This window comes from Streptomyces sp. NPDC002104, from assembly GCF_053593795.1.
On the sequence record NZ_JBSFDF010000032.1, the window covers coordinates 64613 to 83839 of the forward strand.

Annotated in this window: 21 protein-coding genes and 2 pseudogenes; 9 read left to right on the forward strand and 14 right to left on the reverse strand. The window is 70.4% G+C overall.

Annotation, left to right across the window (positions count from 1 at the left end; genetic code table 11):
• Positions 1-44: 44 nt before the first annotated feature.
• Positions 45-524 (reverse strand): very short patch repair endonuclease, encoded by a 480-nt coding sequence (locus ACWCP2_RS25065; RefSeq protein ID WP_450910823.1) that lies wholly within the window; start codon positions 522-524, stop codon positions 45-47.
• A 211-nt stretch (positions 525-735) separates the two neighbouring features.
• On the opposite strand from ACWCP2_RS25065, the gene ACWCP2_RS25070 reads away from it, so the two are divergent.
• The gene (locus tag ACWCP2_RS25070; RefSeq protein ID WP_450910824.1) at positions 736-2790 is read left to right on the forward strand and encodes a GNAT family N-acetyltransferase; all 2055 of its coding nucleotides are present in this window, start codon (positions 736-738) and stop codon (positions 2788-2790) included.
• A complete protein-coding gene (locus ACWCP2_RS25075; protein ID WP_030822260.1) occupies positions 2787-3266 on the forward strand; it encodes an ASCH domain-containing protein in 480 nt (159 codons plus the stop codon). The genes ACWCP2_RS25070 and ACWCP2_RS25075 overlap by 4 nt, the downstream gene beginning before the upstream one ends.
• Positions 3267-3574: 308 nt before the next feature.
• On the opposite strand, the gene ACWCP2_RS25080 is transcribed toward ACWCP2_RS25075, so the two are convergent.
• From ACWCP2_RS25080 to ACWCP2_RS25110, 7 genes are all read right to left on the reverse strand, one after another.
• Entirely contained in the window at positions 3575-4630 is a 1056-nt protein-coding gene (locus tag ACWCP2_RS25080) for a serine hydrolase domain-containing protein (RefSeq protein WP_450910825.1), read from the reverse strand.
• Between the two features lie 88 nt (positions 4631-4718).
• Positions 4719-5816 (reverse strand): glycosyltransferase family 4 protein, encoded by a 1098-nt coding sequence (locus ACWCP2_RS25085; RefSeq protein WP_450910826.1) that lies wholly within the window; start codon positions 5814-5816, stop codon positions 4719-4721.
• A complete protein-coding gene (locus tag ACWCP2_RS25090) occupies positions 5813-6349 on the reverse strand; it encodes a dCTP deaminase (RefSeq protein WP_450910827.1) in 537 nt (178 codons plus the stop codon). The genes ACWCP2_RS25085 and ACWCP2_RS25090 overlap by 4 nt, the downstream gene beginning before the upstream one ends.
• Positions 6346-6882 carry a dCTP deaminase gene (dcd, locus tag ACWCP2_RS25095; protein ID WP_450910828.1) on the reverse strand — a complete coding sequence of 179 codons (537 nt, stop codon included), beginning with the start codon at positions 6880-6882 and terminating at the stop codon, positions 6346-6348. Before dcd ends, ACWCP2_RS25090 begins: the two co-directional genes overlap by 4 nt.
• Positions 6879-8108, reverse strand: a complete 1230-nt coding sequence (locus tag ACWCP2_RS25100; protein ID WP_450910829.1) for a metallophosphoesterase — start codon at positions 8106-8108, stop codon at positions 6879-6881. The genes dcd and ACWCP2_RS25100 overlap by 4 nt, the downstream gene beginning before the upstream one ends.
• Positions 8105-9394, reverse strand: a complete 1290-nt coding sequence (locus ACWCP2_RS25105) for a UDP-N-acetylglucosamine 1-carboxyvinyltransferase (protein ID WP_450910847.1) — start codon at positions 9392-9394, stop codon at positions 8105-8107. The genes ACWCP2_RS25100 and ACWCP2_RS25105 overlap by 4 nt, the downstream gene beginning before the upstream one ends.
• Positions 9395-9432: 38 nt before the next feature.
• Positions 9433-9879 (reverse strand): ATP-binding protein, encoded by a 447-nt coding sequence (locus ACWCP2_RS25110; RefSeq protein WP_389612018.1) that lies wholly within the window; start codon positions 9877-9879, stop codon positions 9433-9435.
• 176 nt (positions 9880-10055) lie between these two features.
• Here ACWCP2_RS25110 and ACWCP2_RS25115 point away from each other — a divergent pair.
• From ACWCP2_RS25115 to ACWCP2_RS25125, 3 genes and pseudogenes are all read left to right on the forward strand, one after another.
• A pseudogene (locus ACWCP2_RS25115) lies at positions 10056-11325 on the forward strand (helix-turn-helix domain-containing protein).
• Complete coding sequence (locus ACWCP2_RS25120; protein WP_450910830.1) at positions 11322-11876, forward strand: flavoprotein; 555 nt, start codon at positions 11322-11324, stop codon at positions 11874-11876. The pseudogene ACWCP2_RS25115 and the gene ACWCP2_RS25120 overlap by 4 nt, the downstream one beginning before the upstream one ends.
• 52 nt (positions 11877-11928) lie before the next feature.
• The gene (locus tag ACWCP2_RS25125; RefSeq protein ID WP_450910831.1) at positions 11929-12342 is read left to right on the forward strand and encodes an NUDIX hydrolase; all 414 of its coding nucleotides are present in this window, start codon (positions 11929-11931) and stop codon (positions 12340-12342) included.
• A gap of 71 nt (positions 12343-12413) precedes the next feature.
• Here the strand turns inward: ACWCP2_RS25125 and ACWCP2_RS25130 are convergent, their stop codons facing one another.
• From ACWCP2_RS25130 to ACWCP2_RS25145, 4 genes are all read right to left on the reverse strand, one after another.
• Positions 12414-12743, reverse strand: a complete 330-nt coding sequence (locus ACWCP2_RS25130; RefSeq protein WP_450910832.1) for a plasmid mobilization protein — start codon at positions 12741-12743, stop codon at positions 12414-12416.
• A 437-nt stretch (positions 12744-13180) separates the two neighbouring features.
• A complete protein-coding gene (locus ACWCP2_RS25135) occupies positions 13181-14044 on the reverse strand; it encodes a DUF2637 domain-containing protein (RefSeq protein ID WP_450910833.1) in 864 nt (287 codons plus the stop codon).
• Between the two features lie 29 nt (positions 14045-14073).
• A complete protein-coding gene (locus ACWCP2_RS25140) occupies positions 14074-14730 on the reverse strand; it encodes an ATP-binding protein (protein ID WP_450910834.1) in 657 nt (218 codons plus the stop codon).
• 44 nt (positions 14731-14774) lie between these two features.
• Positions 14775-15668: a hypothetical protein gene (locus ACWCP2_RS25145; RefSeq protein WP_450910848.1), complete on the reverse strand. Its 894-nt coding sequence runs from the start codon at positions 15666-15668 to the stop codon at positions 14775-14777.
• A 249-nt stretch (positions 15669-15917) separates the two neighbouring features.
• Here ACWCP2_RS25145 and ACWCP2_RS25150 point away from each other — a divergent pair, with 249 nt between their 5' ends.
• The 4 genes and pseudogenes from ACWCP2_RS25150 to ACWCP2_RS25165 all read left to right on the forward strand — a co-directional run bounded on the left by ACWCP2_RS25150 (position 15918) and on the right by ACWCP2_RS25165 (position 17931).
• Complete coding sequence (locus ACWCP2_RS25150; protein ID WP_450910835.1) at positions 15918-16202, forward strand: helix-turn-helix domain-containing protein; 285 nt, start codon at positions 15918-15920, stop codon at positions 16200-16202.
• A gap of 119 nt (positions 16203-16321) precedes the next feature.
• Positions 16322-16639 (forward strand): helix-turn-helix transcriptional regulator, encoded by a 318-nt coding sequence (locus ACWCP2_RS25155; RefSeq protein ID WP_450910836.1) that lies wholly within the window; start codon positions 16322-16324, stop codon positions 16637-16639.
• Between the two features lie 174 nt (positions 16640-16813).
• A pseudogene (locus ACWCP2_RS25160) lies at positions 16814-17125 on the forward strand (tyrosine-type recombinase/integrase); the annotation flags it as partial.
• Positions 17126-17232: 107 nt separating this feature from the next.
• Positions 17233-17931, forward strand: coding sequence for a site-specific integrase (locus tag ACWCP2_RS25165; RefSeq protein WP_450910849.1), 699 nt, complete (start codon positions 17233-17235; stop codon positions 17929-17931).
• Positions 17932-17992: 61 nt separating this feature from the next.
• On the opposite strand, the gene ACWCP2_RS25170 is transcribed toward ACWCP2_RS25165, so the two are convergent.
• Together ACWCP2_RS25170 and ACWCP2_RS25175 are read right to left on the reverse strand one after the other, a co-directional pair.
• Positions 17993-18622, reverse strand: a complete 630-nt coding sequence (locus ACWCP2_RS25170) for a restriction endonuclease (protein WP_403539099.1) — start codon at positions 18620-18622, stop codon at positions 17993-17995.
• A gap of 53 nt (positions 18623-18675) precedes the next feature.
• Complete coding sequence (locus ACWCP2_RS25175; RefSeq protein ID WP_376135946.1) at positions 18676-18888, reverse strand: hypothetical protein; 213 nt, start codon at positions 18886-18888, stop codon at positions 18676-18678.
• Between the last annotated feature and the right edge of the window lie 339 nt (positions 18889-19227).

Here is a 19227-nt window from a genome sequence, read left to right on the forward strand (position 1 = left end):
GGCAATGCCGCTGTCGTCCGTGGCGGTGCTGTTCCGGCCTGGAGTCACGTGTCGACGTCCCGGGCGTCCAGCCGCAGGGCGAGGGGATGGCCCCGGGTGGCAAGGGCCGCCGTCACGCGTCGAACAGCACCGTCCACGCTTTCGTGCTCCCAGATGCGGAGTGGCAGCCAGCCCAGGAGCGCGAGGTGCGCGTCGGTCTCCTCGTCCCGGCGAACGTTGGTGTCGAACTTCCTGCGCCACCAGTCGGAGTTGTGCTTCGGAGCGTGCTGATGTGTCGGGCAGGCGTGCCAGAAGCAGCCTTGGACGAACACCGCCGTCCGCCAGCGCGTGAAGGTGACATCAGCGCGCCGACGCGGCATTCCTGGGATCGGCAGGTCCACGCGGTAGCGGAAGCCCAACGCGTGAAGGGCGCGGCGCAGCGCCAGCTCCGGCGCAGTGTCCCGGTTGCGTTGGGCGGTCATCACCTTCCGGACGTTGGCGTCCCGCGGCGCTGGCACGCCCCTGCGACTGCCTTTTGTTTCCACCTTCGGACAACTGCTCAGCGTTCATTCGGTAACCCCGTAGGGTCGCGCTCCCGTGTCTGCTTGGGGTGGCCGCCGCCGCACCGCGGCCGCGGAGTGTCAATTCGAGCCAACACGGCTGAAATTGGTCAAACGGTGGCCCGCTCACCCATGGTTCGACACCATGCGCTGGGAGTGATCGACCCGATCCTCACGGAAGCGGAGGGGGAACACGGTGATCGAAGTGCTGCCGGTGACCGGAGAGCAGTCGGAGATGCTCGGTGCGGCCATCGCCCTGGGCAACCGCTACACGAAGCGGCTCGGTCTGCTCACGCCACCCGCGTACCAGAAGTACGCCGACGACGGTGGCTTGCTCGTTGCGTTGGATCACGGTGAGCTGGTCGGATACGCGCTCTTCGGACTGCCCAAGCGTAGCCAGCACGTTCGCCTCGTGCACCTGTGCGTGGCGGAGGAGCACCGGGGCAAGGGGGTCGCGAGGCTCCTGATCGCAGAACTGCGGCGCAGTCAAAGTCACAGGCTCGGGATCAGGGCCAGGTGCCGCCGTGACTACGGGCTCAGCGCCACCTGGAGCGGCCTGGGCTTCGTGCCGAAGGGCGAGGGCCTCGGGCGGGGTAGTGACAAGGAGACCCTCGACACCTGGTGGCTCGACCACGGTCACGACGACCTGTTCACGGGAGCGCAGAGCGACGCCCTGCTGGTCGTGACGGTCGACCACACGGTCTTCTCCGGGCTTCACGGCACGGGTGCCGAGAGTGCGGTCGAGGAAGCGAGGGCCCTTGAGGCCGGGTGGCTCGCAGACCTGGTCGAGCTCGCCTATACGCCGCAGCTCCTCCTGCACGTTCAAGCGGTGGAGGACCGGGAGGAGCGGAACCACCAACGTGCCGGCCTGTCCAGGCTCCGCTCCCTGGCGCCCGACACCGCCGCGGTGGTCAGCCGCCAGCAGGAGTTGACCGCAGCGGTGGGCAAGGAGATGCCCGGCGTTGTGATCGATGTCGGCCTGCGTGCGCGGCTGCGCTACGTGGCCGAGACGTCTTGTGCTGGCCTGCAGGTACTGGTGACCTGTGATTCCGACCTGGCGGCGCTGGCAGACATTGCCTGGGAGGTGGCGCGCGTCAGGGTGGTCTCTCCCGAGGCCGTGACGCTCCATGTGGACGAACTCCGCCAAGCCCAGATGTATCGCCCTGCCGATCTCATGGGAACGGCCTTCTCCGCCGCCGAGGTCGAGCCCGGAAGTGAAGAGGGGCTCGTCGCCTTCTTCGACGAGGCCGGTGGTGACGGTGGAGTCGGCTTGTCGGAGCGTCTGACCAGCCTTGCCCGTGACGGTGTCTTGTGGCGCAGGGAACTCATCCGGGACGGCGATGGGCGCCCTGTCGCGCTGTACGCCTGGGCGCTGGACGGCCGCACGCTGAACGTTCCTCTCCTGCGGACCGCATCGCACGCTCTGGAAGAGACGCTGGCCCGCCAGTTGCTCTTCATGCTGAAGAGGCTCGGGCGGGACCGGGGCGCCCAGGCCGTGCGCATCATCGACCCCGGCCCCTCAAGGGCGGCTGTGGTCGCAGCAGGCCCCGACGGCTTCGTCGAGGACGAGAAGGGCTTCACTGCGCTCCTGGTAGACGTGTGCGGGCCGACGGAGGCGGTCTCCGGGGCCGCCGGGCAGATCGCGGGGCGGACCGGCGCTGTGACGCCGGTCCTGGACGCCCGTGCGCCAGCGGAGATCGCGAGCATCGCCGAGAGGGTGTGGTGGCCGGCGAAGCTGGTCGATTCTGCGCTGCCGACCTTCATCGCACCCGTCAAGCCGCGCTGGTCCACGGAGCTCTTCGACGTTCCGGCAATGCTCGTACCGCGCGACGACGTACTCGGAATCAGTCGCGAGCACGTGTACTACCGGTCGGCCGGCCATCGGGGCGAGAGCGTCCCCGCTCGGATCCTTTGGTACGTCAGTGAGGGGTCCGCAGGGCAGCAGGGCAAGATGGTGATCGGCTGCTCGCGCCTCGACGAGGTGGTCATCGGCGACCCTGACGCCCTCTTCTCGCGATTCGAACACCTGGGCGTATATGGTCGTGTCGAAGTGCGTGCGGCAGCCGATGCTACGGGCCGGGTCATGGCGCTGAGGTTCTCGGACACGGAGCTGTTTCCCGTACAGGTGACGCATTCGCGATTGACCGCGCTGGCGAACGGGCTGGGGCTACGGTTGTCGCTGATGTCGCTGTCGAAGATCGACAACGCGCTGTTCCAGGCCGTGTACGAAGAGGGGCACCGAAAGACGTGAGCGATCCGGAGCGCGCGATGTTGTTGTCCGTCCACCCGAGGTTCGCGACGGCGATCCTGGCCGGCACCAAGACGGTGGAGGTACGCCGCCAACGCGTCGCCGCTCCTCCTGGGACGCCCGTACTCCTCTACGCGACCGCGCCGACGATGGCCATCGTCGGCATGGCGAGGATCGCCTCGGTGCAGGTGGCCAGCCCTCGTGAGGTGTGGACCGCCAGTCGCACGAGCACTGGCATCAGCCGTCGGGAGTACGACGACTACATGAGCGGCGCGACCCGGGCCAGCGGCCTCTCCTTGGAGGAGCCGGTCGCCTTCGAGGAGCCGGTTCCTCTGGCGGCTCTCAGGGCCTCCGGCTCGTTCCATCCACCGCAGAGCTACCGGTATTTGACTGGCGAGGATCTGCGGAAACTGGCTGCGGCGACCCCTCTCAAGAGCGAAGCCCTACAAGGGGCCCTCAGTGAGTTGACGCCTGCGTAGGCTCCTGTACGCGCAGTGGGGACGTCACGCTGGTAGTGATGGGCCACTTGGTGCCGTAGCAGGACTTCCGGGTGGCCTCCGAGCCGCCGTCTCCCCGATGGCTGACTGCCGCGTCGGTCACCCAGGATGAGAGCGCCGGCGGGATACGGAAGCGGGCTCGTGGCAGTTCGCGTTCCAATGGCTCTACAGGTAAGACGCTTGGAGCGTGCGGGCCTTGTGCCCGGACTGCCCGATAGGCAGTCTCGGACACGGCCGAAGAAAGGTCTTCCGCCAAGCCGATCAAAGCCTCCGCGTGGACGGGGTTGCCGTCAGGCCTGGAGCCTCGGAACAACCACCGTGAATGCGGCGAGACGGAAAGCGTTGCGGATTTCCGTCAAGGGCTCCCGATCGCGGTTGAAGCGGAGCTTGTTGGTGAGGAGGACGGCCCAGCGGTCCTGGGCCGGGCTGATCCACATGCCCGTGCCGGTGAAGCCGTAGTGGACCCAGAGGTCCTCGGCGGGGTCGGTGTCGGGGGCGGGGTGCCAGAAGAGGCCGCGGGCGGGGGCGAGGGTGCTGGTGTGGATGCGGAGGGATTCCTTGATCCAGGTGGGGCCGAAGGCGGCCTGGGTGGGGGCGAGCATGTGGCGGAGGAAGAGGGCGAGGTCGTCGAGGACGGAGAAGGTGCCGGCGATGCCGCAGACGCCGCCGAGGAGGCGGGCGGAGAAGTCGTGGGCGGTGCCCTTGAGGTGGGTGCCGGTGGTGTCGTCGTACTCGGTGGGGGCGCAGCGGGCAGCTTCGGCGGAGAGGGGGCCGAAGCGGGTGCGGGTCGTGCCCAGGGGGTGCCAGACGCGGTCGGTGGCGAGTCGGTCCAGGGGGTGGCCCGACAGGTGCTCGGCGAGGTAGCCGAGGATCAGGGCGGCTCGGTCGGTGTACTCGACGGCCTCGCCCGGCGGGCGGTGGAGGGCTTCGTGGAGGACGCCGTCGCGGATGTCCTGGGGGTCTGTGCCGTACAGGTTCTTCAGGTTGGCGCGGAGGGGCAGGCCCGCGGTGTGGGTCAGGAGGTGGTGGGCCGTGGCCCGGGCCAGGGGGTGGCTGGCGACCTCGTCCCAGAAGGTGCCCAGCGGGGCGTGGAGGTCGAGCTTGCCCTCTTCGACCAGCGTGCCGATCGTGGACCAGACGGCGAGGATCTTGGTGAGGCTGGCCACGTCGAAGACGGTGTCCAGCCGCATGGGCTCGTCGGGCCGGTCGGGGTCGAGGAGGCCGACGGCTCCGCTCGCGCGGGTGCCGTCGGCGTCCCCGACCGCCCACACCGCGCCGGGGTAGACCTCCTCGCGCACGCCGGTCTGGAGGAGGTCTTCGATGCGGGCGGTGGAGGGCGTGGTCATGGTCTCCCGATCGTCGTACGGCCGCGGGTGGTCCGCTGGCCAGCCTAGTGACGCGGCCGGGGCTGGGCCGACTGCGCCACGGGTGGTGTCAGGTGAGCCGCCGGCCGAGTTCGGTGATGGCCGAGGCGGTGGTGCTGAGGGGGAAGCGGGCGGCGTTGGTGCGGCCGGCCGCGCGGAGCAGTTCGAGCAGGCCCGGTGTGGTGCGGAGGCGGTTGAGGTCGTGGGCCGCGGTGGCGGGGGTGGTGAAGTCCGTGGCCATGCCGGTGCCGGCGAGTGCCTCGGTGAGGCCGGGGACGGGCTGGTAGAGGACGGGGAGGCCGCAGGCCTGGGCTTCGAGGGCGACGAGGCCCATGGCCTCCAGAGTGGTCGAGGGCACGGCCAGGACGTCGTGGTCTGCGAACACCTTCCACAGCTGCTGTCGGCGGAACCAGCCGAGGTAGCGGACGTGGACGCCGTGCTGGCGGATGACCGGTGCGAGGTCGTGGAACTGGGACCGGGGTGCGGCGACGCTCAGTTCGATGGAAGGTGTGGCCGCGACGGCTTGGAGGAGGGGTTCGAGGCCCTTCTCGGAGCTGACGCGGCCCGCGAAGAGGACGCGCAGGTGGCTGGTGCGGCGTCGTGCGGGTCGGGGCGGGGGAGCGGTCAGGAGCTGGTCGGGGACGCCCCATGGGATCTTCTCGATCTTGCGCCTGTCGGTCTTGGGGGCGAGCTTGAGTAGACGGTCGGTCATCGCGTGGGTGGGGACGACGATCGCGTCGGCCGCGCTGGTGGCTTCGCGCAGGACGCGGAGCTGGGTGCTGTGGTTCTCGGCGTAGAGGAGGTCGGTGCCGTGGACGAATGCGACGCGGGGGTGGCGGGGGAAGGCGCGCAGGAGGGCCGGGGTGGCGCCGAAGGCCAGGTGGTGGAGGTGCAGCACGCTGATCTGCCGCGGGTCGACGGCGGCCGTGAGGGCGTGACGGAGGTCGGTGACGTACCGGTTGAAGCGGTCGCCGCCGATGCACTTCCCGGTGGTGTGGAGGAGGTCGAGGCCGGCGGGTGTCCGGGGGCTGGGGCCGTCGGGGGCGAGCATGAAGGCGCGGGCGGGGACGGCGGGCCGCTCGCCGGTGTAGAGGTCGAGGAAGAGCTCGACGCTCCCGCCGGGGCTCGGGTAGGGCAGGTCGAGGGCGGTGGCGACGAGGCGGTTCACCGGCGTCCTCCGGGGTTCTCCTCGTAGAGGCGGGAGGTCTCGATGCCTTCGCTGGTGCGGTACTTGAGGCCGTGCTGCTGGTAGCTGGCCGGCGTGCCGTGGGTGCGGAGGAAGACGAGCTTTCCGAAGGTCATGCCGGGCCGGACGCGCACGGGGCGGGTGGCCCTGATCTCCAGGGTCCAGCGGATGGCGTGGCCCTGGTGGCCGAGGGGCGCGGAGACGTGCACCCAGACGCCGAGGCAGCCGGTGGTCCGGTCGCCGTTGAGGAGCTGGGCGTAGGTCTCGGATCCGGTCAGCTCCAGGGTGTGGCCGAGGTAGAGGTTGCCGGGTTCGAGGATGTAGCCCTCGTCGGGGAGGGTGACTTCGCGGAAGGCGGTGGGGGCGGCGGCGTCCAAGTCGCCCTGGCAGACGCGGAGGGTGCTGCCGAGGCGCCAGTCGTAGGCGTTGGGGGAGAGGCGGTCGGGTTCGTACGGGTCGATCGTGATGTGGCCCGCGTCGCGGGCGGCGGCGATGGCCGGTCCGGTCAGGATCACGGCGTCACCGCCGAGGGGTCGAGGTCGCGCCAGTAGGCGGAGGGCTGCGGCCCGGCGGACGCCTGGTACTTGCCGGAGTACAGGTTGATGGCGCCCTCCGAGACGAAGAACATGATCTGCCCGATCTTCATCCCGGCGTAGACGCGGACGGGGCGGGTCGGGGTGAGCATCAGCGTCCACTGCCCGTGGAAGCCGATGTCGCCGATGGGCGCGGTGATCTCGACGAAGAGTCCGAGCCGGCCCACGGAGGAGCGGCCGAAGAGCAGCGGGACGAAGCGGTCCGAGCCCACCTCCTCCATCGTGTGTCCGAGGTACAGCTCGCCCGGCTGCAGGGTGTGGCCGTCCTCGCCGACCTGGACGCGGTGGGTGGGGTTGGGGCGGTGGGAGTCGAGGACGTCGTCCGTGTAGGTCAGCAGGGTGGGCCCGAGGCGGACGTTGTAGCTGTTTGGGTTGGCCTGGGAGGAGGAGAAGGGGTCGATGCGCAGCCGCCCGTCGCGCGAGGCGGAGATGATCTCCGGACCGGTCAGGATCACTGGTCGTCTCCGTTCGTGAGGGTGCTCCGGATCGCCGAGCCCAGGCTCAGGCCGGTGGGACGGGCCCGGCCGGCCAGGCAGCTGTCGGCCAGGTAGTCGGTGGTCAGCACGCTCGTCAGCCCGGCCGGAAGCAGGTCGGGAGAAGTGACGAGGGGCCCGACCCGCTCGGTGAGGTGGGCGAGGAAGGCTTCGGTGTCGTGACGGTGGGCCGGTGCGATCCGGGCCTCGACCAGGGAGTTCGCGAACGGCTCGAGGGTCAGCAGATCGCCGGTGGTCAGGATTTCGCCCAGGATCGTGGTGCGGAGGGCGGTCTCGTTCAGGACGACGGCGTCACCACCCAGGCCGCTCCGGAGCCGGTCGGCCAGGTGTTGGACCAGGGCCCGGCGATCGAGCTGTTCGTTCCGGTACGGTTCCGCGATCCGGCCCAACGGCTCGGCCAGCTGTGCGTCGAACGCCGCGATCCGGTCCCGTACGGAGGCCAGCTCGGGCGGCACGACGGACGGGATGGTGTCTGCAGTGTCGGAGAAGAGGGCGGTCCGGCCGACCCAGCGGTCAGGGGTGTACGTGGCGACGGCGTAGCCGACGCCGAGCTCGCGCCCCTTCAGGACGAGGGTGGTGCCGATGCGTGCGGGGCCCGTGTGATCGCTGTGGCAGTGGCCCGCGAAGATCACGTCCAGGAAGGGGCAGGCTTCGGCGAGCCCGAGGTCCTCCTCGAAGCCGGAGTGGCTGAGGAGCACCCAGGAGTCGACCTCGTGGTGGTGCGCCAGCATTAGCTCGCGCAGGGCCTTCACGGGCTCGACCGCCCGTTGCCCCGGCCGCTGGGTGCCCGGGATCGAGTCGAACGCCTGGAGCCCGATCACCCCGGTGACGGCCGTGGGCCGGCCCGCGACCTCCACGATGCGCAGGCGCCGGAAGAGCGGGGTGCCGGTCGCGTCGTCCACTGCGTTCGCGCAGACGGTCCGCTGGTGGAGGGCGGGCTCGAAGTAGTGCGCCCAGCCGCGGTTTCCGGGGGCGATGACGTCGTACAGGCCGAGCAGGACGTCCCGTTCGAGAGCGCCCCTGCCGAGCCGGTAGTAGCCGGTGCCCTCGAAGAAGTCGCCGCAGTCCACGAGCAGGCTGTCAGACCGTGCCTCGTGGAGGTGGCCGAGGAAGGAGGCGCTGGCGCCGAGGGCGGAGTGCACGTCCGTGGTGGCGAGGACCGACCGGACCGAATGGCTTGCGGTCACGGAGCGACCTCGCAGATGTCGGCGCCGAGCTGGAGCAGCTTGCCGGGTAGGTCGGCGTGGCCCCTGCGCAGCTGGGCGACTCCACCGAGGGTGGTGATGCCGCGGGCGGTCAGGGCGGCCACCATGAGGGCGGAGCCGGTGCAGATGTCCGTGGCTTCGACACCTGCTCCGGTGAGGCGCTGCGGACCGGTCAGGCGGCACTCGGTGGGAGAGATCTCCTCGATGTCGGCCCCGAGCCTCGCCAGCTGTGGCAGCAGGTTGCCGTGACGGCCGGGGTTGATCGAGTCGGCGAACAGATGGGTGCCTGGGCGGCCGAGGGCCAGGGCCACCAGCGGCGGCTCGAAGTCCGCGTCCAGGCCCCCCGGATGGAGGGTGGCGATGGCCCGCAGCGGCTGGCCCGTCGGGCTGGTGTTGCTGCTGCCGTCGACGAGGAGCGCCTCGCCCCGCACCGATGTGGGGATGCCCAGCCGCTGGAGCGCCGCCTGGAACGGCACGAGGTCCCGGCCGTGGATGCCTTCGATCCGTGCTTTGCCGCCGGTGGCGGCGACGGCACAGGCGAGGGTCCCCGCCTCGACCTTGTCGCCCGGTACGCGCCAGGCCGGAATCTCGTCGGCGAGTGTGGGTGCCGGATCGAGGGCGAGGAGCCGGTCGCTCACCTTGGTCTGCCAACCCGCCGAGCGGAGTGCATCGAGCACGGTCAGGACTTCCGGCGAGAGGTTAGGGCGCCCCAGGCGCAACGCTCGGTCGGCGACGACCGCCCGCAGCACGGCGGCGATCGTCGCGCCGCGCGACCGGAAGGGCAGCGGGTGCGAGACCGTGCCGCCGCTGCCCTGTCCGCTGGCCTCGACGGAGTACCCGGCGTCCTGGATGGTGACGTGGTCGCCGAAGGCCTCGTACACCTTGAAGTGCAGCTCCATCCCGCGCTGACCGATCCGGCAGCCGCCGGGCCACGGCAGCCGGGCAGTGCCCCGTAACGCGAGGAGGGCGGGCACCAGGTAGTACGAGGCCCGAATGGCCGAGGCGCGGGTCAGGTCGGGAACGGCGGGCGCGTGTTCGGGCGCCATGACCAGCAGGATGTCAGGCCGTCCGACCGCTCGGGCCACGTGCCAGCCGGTCCCCTGGAGGAGGGCAACCATCGCCTGGACATCAGCGCTGGCCGGAACGTTCTCCAGCTGGACGTTCCGACGTACGGCCGCCGCGGTCGCCAGCATGGGAAGGGCGGCGTTCTTGGAGCCGTCGACGGTGACGGAGCCGGCGAGTGGGCTGCCGGGGCGTACGGCGATCACTTCGGCGTTCGAGGCCGAAGCTCGGGTGAGTGCCACGATCAATTCCTTCGGTCGAGACGTTGGAGGAAGACGGAGGTTGTGGGGCGGGCTGGTCGGGCGGCGAGGTCGAATTCGGCCCAGCACGACTTGCCCGAGCCGTCTTCCTCGACGCCGTGCTCGTCGGCGAGAGCGGCGATGAGGAACAGACCCCGTCCGTGCTCGGAGTCCGGGTGGACGGCGCGCTCCCGGGGGACGGCCGCACTCTGGTCGCGGACCTCGAAACGCAGCCGGTCACCCCGCAGGCGAGCAGTGATCGATGCGGTCCCCGCACCTCCGTGCAGGACGGCGTTGGCCAGGAGCTCACCCGCCACGGTCTCCGCTCCGTGCAGTTCGCCGGTGACCGCGCCTCGGCGCCAGCCATTGACCTCGTCCATCACGGTGCGTCGGGCGCGGGCGGCGCCTTCCGGCGTACCCGTCACCGGCAGGGTGACCTCGTGCACTTCCATGGGCGGCCTCCTCGAGGGGTGCGGTTCCACCAGGCAACCGGTCCGGGGGCGCTGCCCGCGACGCCGTGGGCAGGGCGTGCATCGTCCATGCAGGTTCTGCATGGCGGACAATTTCCCTACCGATAGGCTCGGTTGAGCAGGCAGGATCGGTCTCGGCAGAAGGGGCCGTGGCGCAGATGGCCGACACACAGGGCGAGGCACACCGCATCGGTGCGCTGATCCGCCGGGCAAGGGTCTTACAGAGCCGCTCACAAGCGGACGTGGCCGGCGAACTGGGTTACCACCAGTCGAAGATCAGCCGCCTGGAGGGCGGCCGCGGAACCGACGATATCCGGGTCCTCCGCGACGTCGCCCGGGTGCTGCGGATCCCGCCGGCCCAACTCGGGCTCGCTGACGCCGGCCCGGAAGTCGAGCCCCACGATCCGGAGACAGACGACATGCGCCGCCGTACCTTCCTCGCCGCCGGCGTCACCGCGCTGGCCGCGCCTGTGCCCGCCGCGCACCCGGCGCTGGTCCAGGCCCTCCTGCCCGGCGTGCTCGCCGCCCCGATGACGGAACCGGCCTCCACGGACCGGCTCCGCCTACGAGCCACCGCCATCCGCAGGCTGTTGACCACGTGCGACTACGCGGAACTGGAGCGCACGCTTCCCGGCCTGATCACGGATCTGCGCCATGCACTAGGCAGCTCGTCGCGGCCCGAGGAGGTGTCCCGCTTCCTCGCCACGGCCTACCAGACCTCGGCCAGCCTCTTCCTCAAGCAGGGAGACGCCGGCACGGCCTGGCTGGCCGTCGGCCGCGCCATGGCGGAGGCCGAACGCTTCGGCGACCCCCTCGTCCTCGCCGCCAGTGTCCGGCTCCACGCGCACGTCCTCGTCCGTGAGAAGCACCCAGGCCAGGCCGTCACACTGATCCGGCACACGGCTTCCCAGCTCACCGGCTCGTACGACCGTCGCTCCCCGCACCACCTCGCCGTCCTCGGGCTGCTCCTGCTGCGCGGAGCCACGGCCGCGAGCCGCGCGGACGACCGTGCCGCCACCGGGGAGTTCCTCGCCGAAGCGGAGGAGGTGGCCCGGTACGTCGCCCTCGACCGCCCGGACGCCTGGTACAAACTTCAGCCCGACGAACGTCACCCTGCACCGGATCAGCGCGGCGGTCTCCTTCGGCGACGCGGGCATCGCCCTCGACGCGGCCCGCCCGCTCATGCACCGCCACATCCCGGTCCCCGAGCGCCGTGCCGCACTCTGGATCGAGGCCGCCCGCGCCTACGCCCAGCAGGGTCGCCTGGCAGACGGCTACCAGGCTCTGCGGATCGCCGAGACGTGCGCCGCCCAGGACGTACGCCGTCCCGCCGTCCGCGAACTGGTCGCCGACATGGCCGCGCGGGACCGCCGTCGTACGCTGCCGGAGCTCCACCACTTCAGCCGCCGACTGGGAGTCCCCGCGTGACCGAGCCGCAGCCCAAGCCCTTCCTGTACGTCGTCGTCTGCGCCGCCGGGATCGCCGGCGACGTCGGCAGACTGATCACCGCAGCGCAGGAACGGGGCTGGGAGGTCGGGGTGATCGCCACGCCGCAGGGTGTCGAGTTCCTCGACACCCGGGCGGTCGAGGAGCAGACCGGGTACACGGTCAGGTCCGCCTGGCGTTCGCCCGGTGAGGCGCGGGCGTACCCTCGGGCCGATGCCATCGCGGTCGCGCCGGCCACGTTCAACACGGTCAACAAGTGGGCCGCCGGTTTCGCCGACAATCTGGCCCTCGGCATCCTCTGCGAGGCCCCCGGCATGGGCGTCCCCACGGTCCTCCTGCCCTACGTGAACACCGCGCTCGCCGCCCACCGGGCCTACCGGCGCAGCATCGACGAGCTGCGGGAGATGGGCGTGCTGATCGGCAGCTACGAGCCCCACCGCCCGAAGTCCGGCGGCGGGGCCGACCGCTTCCCCTGGGAGGAGGCGGTCGCTCTGCTCGCGCCGCTCCTCCATGCCGGGGGCGAGCCGCAGTGACGTGCCGGTATCGCCCCTCGGGGCAGCCAGCCCACCCGATCTGAGGAGCAACGTGGAGCAGCAGAACGCTGAGGGCCGACCGGCCATCGCGGCGGCCGTCGTGGTGCACGAGGGCCGCGTTCTCATGGTGCGGCGCCGATTCAGCGAGGGGCGGCTGTACTGGCAGTTCCCCGCCGGTGAGGTCGAGCCGGGCGAAGCCCGGGAGGAGGCCGCCGTACGCGAGACCTTGGAGGAGACCGGCCTCGCCGTGAGGGCGCTGAAACCGCTGGGGGAACGGGTCCACCCTGACACCGGCCGCTTGATGTCGTACACCGCCTGCGAGGTGGCCGGCGGCCACGCGCACATCGCGGACACCGACGAGCTGGCCGAACTCGCGTGGGTGGCCCGCGCCGACATCTCTGAGTACGTCCCGTATCGCCTGTTCGAGCCGGTGCAAGAACACCTCGACGTCGTCCTGGAGCATTGACGCGGATCGACCGCGCGCATGGGGACAACACGCGGGGAGGGTGGATCTCGGGGACCTCGGTGAGGCAGGTACTAGCCGTGTTCGAGGAGCTGGTCGGTGGCGTCCTGGACGCGCGCGGAGGCCTGGCGGACCGAGTCGAGCACGGCGTCGAGTTGGATGTCGATCGGTCGGCCGCCGGAGTTGACGGCGCGGGTCAGCTGGTTGAGGTTGTTGCCGATCTGACCGAGGTGCCTGCGGGCAGTGAACAGTTCGATGACGGTCTCGCGACGTCCGGCGATGGCCGCGGCGCTGGTGTGAGGGTCGTGGGCCGCGTTGAGGGCGGCTTTGGCGAAGAAGCCGGCGACGGTCACGCCGACAGCTTTGGCGGCGGTCGCGACGAGCGCGTGCTCGGCGTCGTTCATACGGACGCTGCACACTTTGGAGCGTCGGCTGTGCTTGCGGGTGCGGCGTCGTGTGCGGGGCTCTGGAGGGGTAGCGGAGGTGTTCGGGGCTTCGCACGGAGGCTGTTGATCTTCTCCCGGCTGCGCCCGCGCTGCGGTCGCAGCCTCCTCGTCAGGCGTCCCCCGGCGCTGGACGAGGCTCCGTCCCCCTGGGGCGGAGAGCCCTTTGGACACTCCGCCGATGGTGGAGTGTCCAAAGGGATAACTTGCTCCGTCTCGGGCTTGGGTAGGGGCCGCCTGTCGGTGGTCGTGGGCATTTGCGGCAGTGGGGTGTTCGTGCAAGAGCGTGTCTCCTGTTGGTCGGGCTGGAACGGCTTCTGTGCTGCGGGGATGGGGCGTACGAACGCCAGCTTTCTCCGCGATGGATGCGTGGGGGCAGCGTGACTTTCGGGCGGGGCCTACGCGGCGTCCGCTTGGCCGCTGTCGAGTTCGGACTGGACCTGCCGTGTGATCTTGTCCCGGCGATCCCTGCCGAGGGAGAGGCCGCGGGAGCGGACAGCCGTCTCGATGTGGCGGCTTGACGCGCGTCCATCGCGTCCGAGCGGGGCGGTGAGGGCTATGGCGAAGAGTTCGTCGTCGGTGGCGGCGGGCTTGCGACCAGTGCGCTTCTTCGGCGAGGCGTGGGCTTCCGCCACTTGATCGGTCTCTTCCGCCACATCGCCTGATGCGTCCTGTACGGCGTCAGCCGGACTGGGGCGGTCACCCTCGCGGACCTCGGGCCGTTCTGGGTCCGGGAGCTGCGGTATAGCGGAGTGGGCGCGGGGACGGTCCAGGTCCGCGGGATGTGTTGAGGGTTCCCCTGTAGGACGGCGACTGTGGCGGGACTCCTCGGCAGCGACGTGGCGGTGGATCTGCCGCATGAGGACGCCGAAGGCGAAGAGCGCGGCTGCTGGAGGGACAGCGGCGACGACGTAGTCGAGCGCCGGGGCCGGGACGCCGTCGGACCTGCTGACGCCAGCGACGTTCAGGGCGATCGAGCCCAGCGATCCAGCAGCGGTGAGGGCGATCGCCCACCCGTCGGATTCCCGGCGGAGGCTGGCGCGGAGCATGAGCACTTCGCCTGCGACGATGAAGGCATCGAGCGTGGCGGGCCATGCCCATTGGCGGGTGGGGGAAGTCCCGAGGCCGTGCCGCCCTGTGACTTCGGCGAGGTGGGCGTAGGAGAGCCAGAAACCCGCGGCGGTGAGAGCGACGATGACGCAGCCTGCGATGGCCAGGGCGTACCGCTCGGCGGTCTGCGTGCGGTGGGAGGTGGTGGTCAAGCGGGTGGTGCTCCAAAGGGTGGGCGCGTTCAAGTGGCGGGGGAGTTGCGGCGGCGGCGGTCGGGCCCGTCGAGGATGACCCGGTGGGTCATCTCGGAGAGGCGGGAGGCGACGCGGTCGCCGAGGGCGGTGCGGAGCTTGAGGATGGGGAGGTTCGTCGTGAGCAAGGTGGGGCGCAGGTACTCGTAGCGGTAGTTGATCAGCCGGTAGGTCAGCTCCTCCGTCCACTCGCTGCCCTTGGCGGCGCCGAGGTCGTCCAGGACCAGCAGCGGGCAGCGGGCCAGGGTATGCAGTTCACGTTCCGCGTCGAGTCCTGGGCGCGGCCTCAGGCGGGCGTACAGGTCGGCGGCGGTGACGGCCTCCCAGCGCAGGCGGACGCCGGTCGCGAGCAGGCTGCGGACGGCCCCGTAGGCCTGGTGGGTCTTGCCGGTGCCGGTGGGGCCGACGATCAGCAGCGACGGGCCCTCTGCGATGCCCCGTGTGCCGGACGGGCCGGGGCGCCCGGCACGCACGATCTCGTCCACCCAGGCGGCGACCTCGGGGTGATCGGCGAGGGCCTGCCGGTAGCGCGGCGGGATGCGGGCGTCGGCCAGTGCCAGGGACGTGACCGGTTGGGGCGCGGGCTCCGGTTCCTGCGAGTCCATGACGGACGGGTCCATGCCCCGGCGGCGCAAGATCCCCGCCATGGCCCGGACGACGTGGTCGGCGGGCTGCGGGAGGGCGGTGGTGATCAGAGGGCACCTCCGTAGGCGGCGGCGACGTCGGTGGGGTTGGTCCAGGGACGGTGCGCGGCGGTGGGCGTGGAGGCACCCGCGTTCATGACCTCGTGCACGAGGCTGGGCAGGGTCTTCGGGTGGAGGCCCTTGGCGCGGTGGCGGTCGAGACCGGCTCGTACGTGGGCAGGGGCGATGCCCTCGTCGAGGAGCTTCCTGGTCTCCTGCCCGAGTTGGCCGAGCACGGTGGAGGGAGGGCGGTGCTCGCAGGCTGCGGTGTACTCGGCGATGAGGTCCTTCGCCGAGACGGTCTGGGGCGCGGGGGCGCTCGCGCCTCCCAACGGAGTAGTTCCTAGATCCCTGTTCCTAGGTCCTAGATCCGGACGCTGAGGGCTCACGTCAGGCTCAGTGAGCCCTCCCTCAACCGGCTGTGAGGGCTCACTGAATTGCACCTGACCTGCGGATTTCCTGCTGATGGTGGGCTCCCTGCCTGCTGCCTGACCCGATACGGAGGCCTCCGTGACGGCTCCGTGCACCGGCAGTGAGGGCTCACGCAGGACGCCGAGGTCGTGGTGCGGGCAGGACGGGATCCTGCTGATGCTGGGGCGGTTGATCTTCTGGTGGAGGGCGAAGGCGACGACGTGCAGGTACTGCCTTCCGTCCTCGCCCTCGTAGCGGCAGATCAGGCCGGCCGCGTCGAGCTGCGTCAGGTCGTCCTCGACCTCCACCGGGCTGTGTTCGCGGCGCAGCGACCACAATTGTCCCGCGATGACGGCGGCCTGGTCGCGGATGCGGCCCTTGTCGTCGGCTTGGGTGAGCAGACCGAAGAAGGTCCGCTCGGCGCTCAGGGACACGGCCGCCAGGGACTCGGAGGCGAAGGCCTCGGGCTTGATGGTGCGGATACGGGCGATGGAGATCGACCGCCTTTCGAAATCGGGGCATGGAAACCGGCGGGGCCGGGGTGCGTGGACAACACAGCCACACCCCGGGTCCAGAAGTCCAGACCTGGCTCAAGCGGCCGTGAAAGGTTTTCCGGTCGCACGACCGTAAACCCGAAACCCCGGTCGGCGAAATCGCCCGCGATATTGGATGTAGGGGATCGCTCACAGCAGACGGGGAATGCCTTCCCTAGCCTCCGGCGGGCAAGCTACAACACACCAATGCCGCCACGCCCTCTCGAAATCGGACCCGCCGGACGCGCCGCCGCCCACGCCATCGAACGCACCCGCGTGGCCCGTGGCTACTCCCAGCGCCAGCTCGCCGCCCGAGTCACCGCACTCGGTCGCCCCATGACCTTCACCGCGCTCTCCCGCATCGAACGCACGGTATGCCGCTGCGACATCGACGACCTCGTCGCCATCGCCGCAGCCCTTGGATCCTCGCCGAACTTGCTTCTCGCTGGTCCGTCGAGCCGCCCCGAGTCGCTGAGGGTGGGCGGAATATAGCCGACGATCCCCGGTTTCCGAAACCGGGGATTCTCCGCACCATTGGTGGTCCCTGGAGGCTGCTGCGCCTGTGCGTGGCCAGTGGTCCATTTTCCCGTCCCCTGCGTAAGGAACTTCGCTTGTCCGTCATCGATCTGATTTTCTCTGCCCGTGCTCTCGAATTTCGTGACCGTCCCACCGTCGGTCGTGCGTTTCTCGGGGTCCAGGACACGGCCGCATATCTCGGCATTTCACCCAAGACGCTTTACGTCTGGCGTCACCGGCGGCAGGGTCCGCCCAGTTTCCGGATGGGCGCCCGCGGGCGGGTGACGTACAGGGTCGATGCGCTCGACGCCTGGATACGTGAGCAGGAACAGGCGGACTCCCGCTCCAACCCCGCCCTCAACCCCGTGAGCGCCGCACCGCAGCGGCGCGCTGCCTACTCGGCAACCGTCTGACGGCTTCCGGCCGACCGTCCCGAACCCCTAGCTGCAAGGAAGCACTTGGCCGGCTACATCGAAGACCGCTGGATCAACAAGAAGAAGGACCCCGTCACCGGCAAGCGCGAGCGCACTGCCCGGTACGGCAAGGGCAGCCGGTACCGGGTCGCGGGCATCCCGGGCGTCCGGGGCATGTCGTTCGACACCCTGGAGGACGCCAAGGCGTGGCTCCGCAGGGCCGGCACCGACAGCGAGCGGGGCGAGTTCGTCGACCCGCGCGACGGCTCCATCACCGTCGCCGACTACATCGCGCGCCACTGGCAGGCGGGCGTGCGGGGTGCACCGGGCACGGTCAAGCGTGTGGACGAGCGTGTTCGCCTCCACATACTCCCGCACATTGGTGACGTCGCGCTGCGGGACGTGTCCGCGTCAGTCCTGCGCGGCTACATCGCCACGCTCGAAGGCGAGTGCGCACCGCGCTACGCCAGGCAGATCCTGACCACCCTCTCGAACGTCTTCGAGACGGCGATCGACGACAAGCGGCTGGTCCGCAACCCGATGCGCGCCAAGTCGGTGCGCTGGCCCAAGGCTCCGGAGGACCAGCGGGAGGCTTGGCCGCTGGAGACCGCGCAGCGGCTGCGGGACGTCATCAACCAGCGGTACCGGACGCCGTCGTCGTCGCCCTCGGGTGCGGACTGCGCCAGGGGGAGGTGTTCGGGCTGTCGCCGGCGGACATCGACTTCGAGCGCGGCCTCATCCGCGTCCGCCGACAGGTCCAGCTCCTTTATGGCCGCCTGTACTTCACTCTCCCCAAAGGCGGGAAGACCCGCGTCGTCGACATGCCGCCTTCGGTGGCCACCGAGCTGCGCGCACACTTCCTGCAGCATGCGGCCGTCGAGGTCGAGCTGCCCTGGGGCGGCCCCGAACCCGATCGGGAGAAGCGCTCCTTCCCGCTGGCCCTGACCACGACCTACGGCAACGCGATCCGCGCCAACATCTTCAACGACGAGGTGTGGAAACCCGCCCTTGCGAAGGTTGGCGTGATCCCCGTGCGGGAGAAGGGCCAGCGCTGGAAGGCCTCCCGCAAGGACGGCTTCCACGTACTCCGGCACACCTACGCCTCCGTGATTCTCGAGGCGGGTGAATCCGTCGTCACCCTCGCCCGATGGCTCGGCCACTCCAGCCCGACCATCACCCTCGACCACTACGCCCACTTCATGCCCGAGGCCGGCGGCAAGGGCCGCGCGGCAGTCGATGCGCTGCTCGGAGTGGCCTCTCAATACGTCCCAGACGACCTTGCCCTTGACTGAGAACGGGTGGCACAGCTCATGCTGTGCCACCCGTTCTGGTTGGTGAGTCAGGCTCTGCGTCTCATGCCGCTCGGCGCCAGGGCAGGCGGGAGCGCCGGGAGGGCAGTCCGAGCAGTTCGTGCAGGGCCTTGCCATCGTGGGCCCATTGGCCGAGTCGGTCGCGGTCGACCCAGTGGACTCCGTGGCGGTCGCCCCAGGCCATGGCGTCGCGCGTGAAGGAGCCGTTGGTGACGACGACCGCGTGGTCCGCCCTGTGCGCGGGGCCTGCCGTGCCGTTCACCTCGTACATCACCGACGAGCCGACCTTGCCGCCGACGCGGGTGTGCTTCGCCTGCACCACGAGTCGTCCGAGGGGTACCAGGACGCCGAGCACGTCCGCAGCCTGGTCCCCGCCGCGTCCCACCTTCGTGGCCGCCCATCCGTCGCGGACGAGGAGGTCGCGCAGCGCGTACTCGAACTGCTGGTCGTCCATTGCGTCCAACTCGGACAAGGTGATGCGCAGGCGAGCCAGCCTCTCGCTGTCCGCGCGGTTCCGGCGGGACCGCCATACCCGGATGCAGGCCAAGCCGGTGGCGAGGGCTAGACCGATCAGGATCAGCAGCGGCCAGCTCTCGGCGGCCTTCGCAAGCAGGCGCGATGTGGCCTGTGCCAGGGCGACCGCGAGAGCGAGGGCAACGGCTGCCGCACCCAGGACGTCTGCGGTACTGCGCGGTCGCCACCGGATGCTTCGCCGCCGTCGGGCCGTCACTGCCCGCCCGCTGGCGCGGAGACGCCGGGCTTCGGCGCGGGCTGCTGCTCGGCGGAGCTGTCGTCGAACCCGAAGACCTGGCCCCAGAGCCACACCACCGCGCACAGGCCGGCGATGGCCCAGACGCTCAACCCCTTGGCGGACTTCGGGCCCGGCTTGCGGCGGAGGTGGCTTCGTACGCGCACGTATCCGTCCGGTACCTTCGGCATGCTGAGTCCCTCCCCATCGGTCCGCGCCGTGCGGACCTCCAGTTCGGTTGTAGCGGCGGCTACTGACAGAACCTGATGAACTGTCATGATCGTGCGGGTGGCAAGGGTGCAAGTCGGCCATGTCTTCGGGGGTGCCCGGCCGACTGCACGGCCCGTTGGCCTGCGTCGAGGCTTCGGGCCGTGTGTCACGCTGCGGAAACGCAGGGCGTACCGAATGGCCAGTTCCCGCGGAGCGCGGTCGGTGACGACTGCGCCGGGCGCCGCCCCCTGGTGAGGTGGCGGCGCTGCGTCTGGTCGACCCCTTGCCGCGCATACTCCCCAGATTCTCCCCACGGAGTC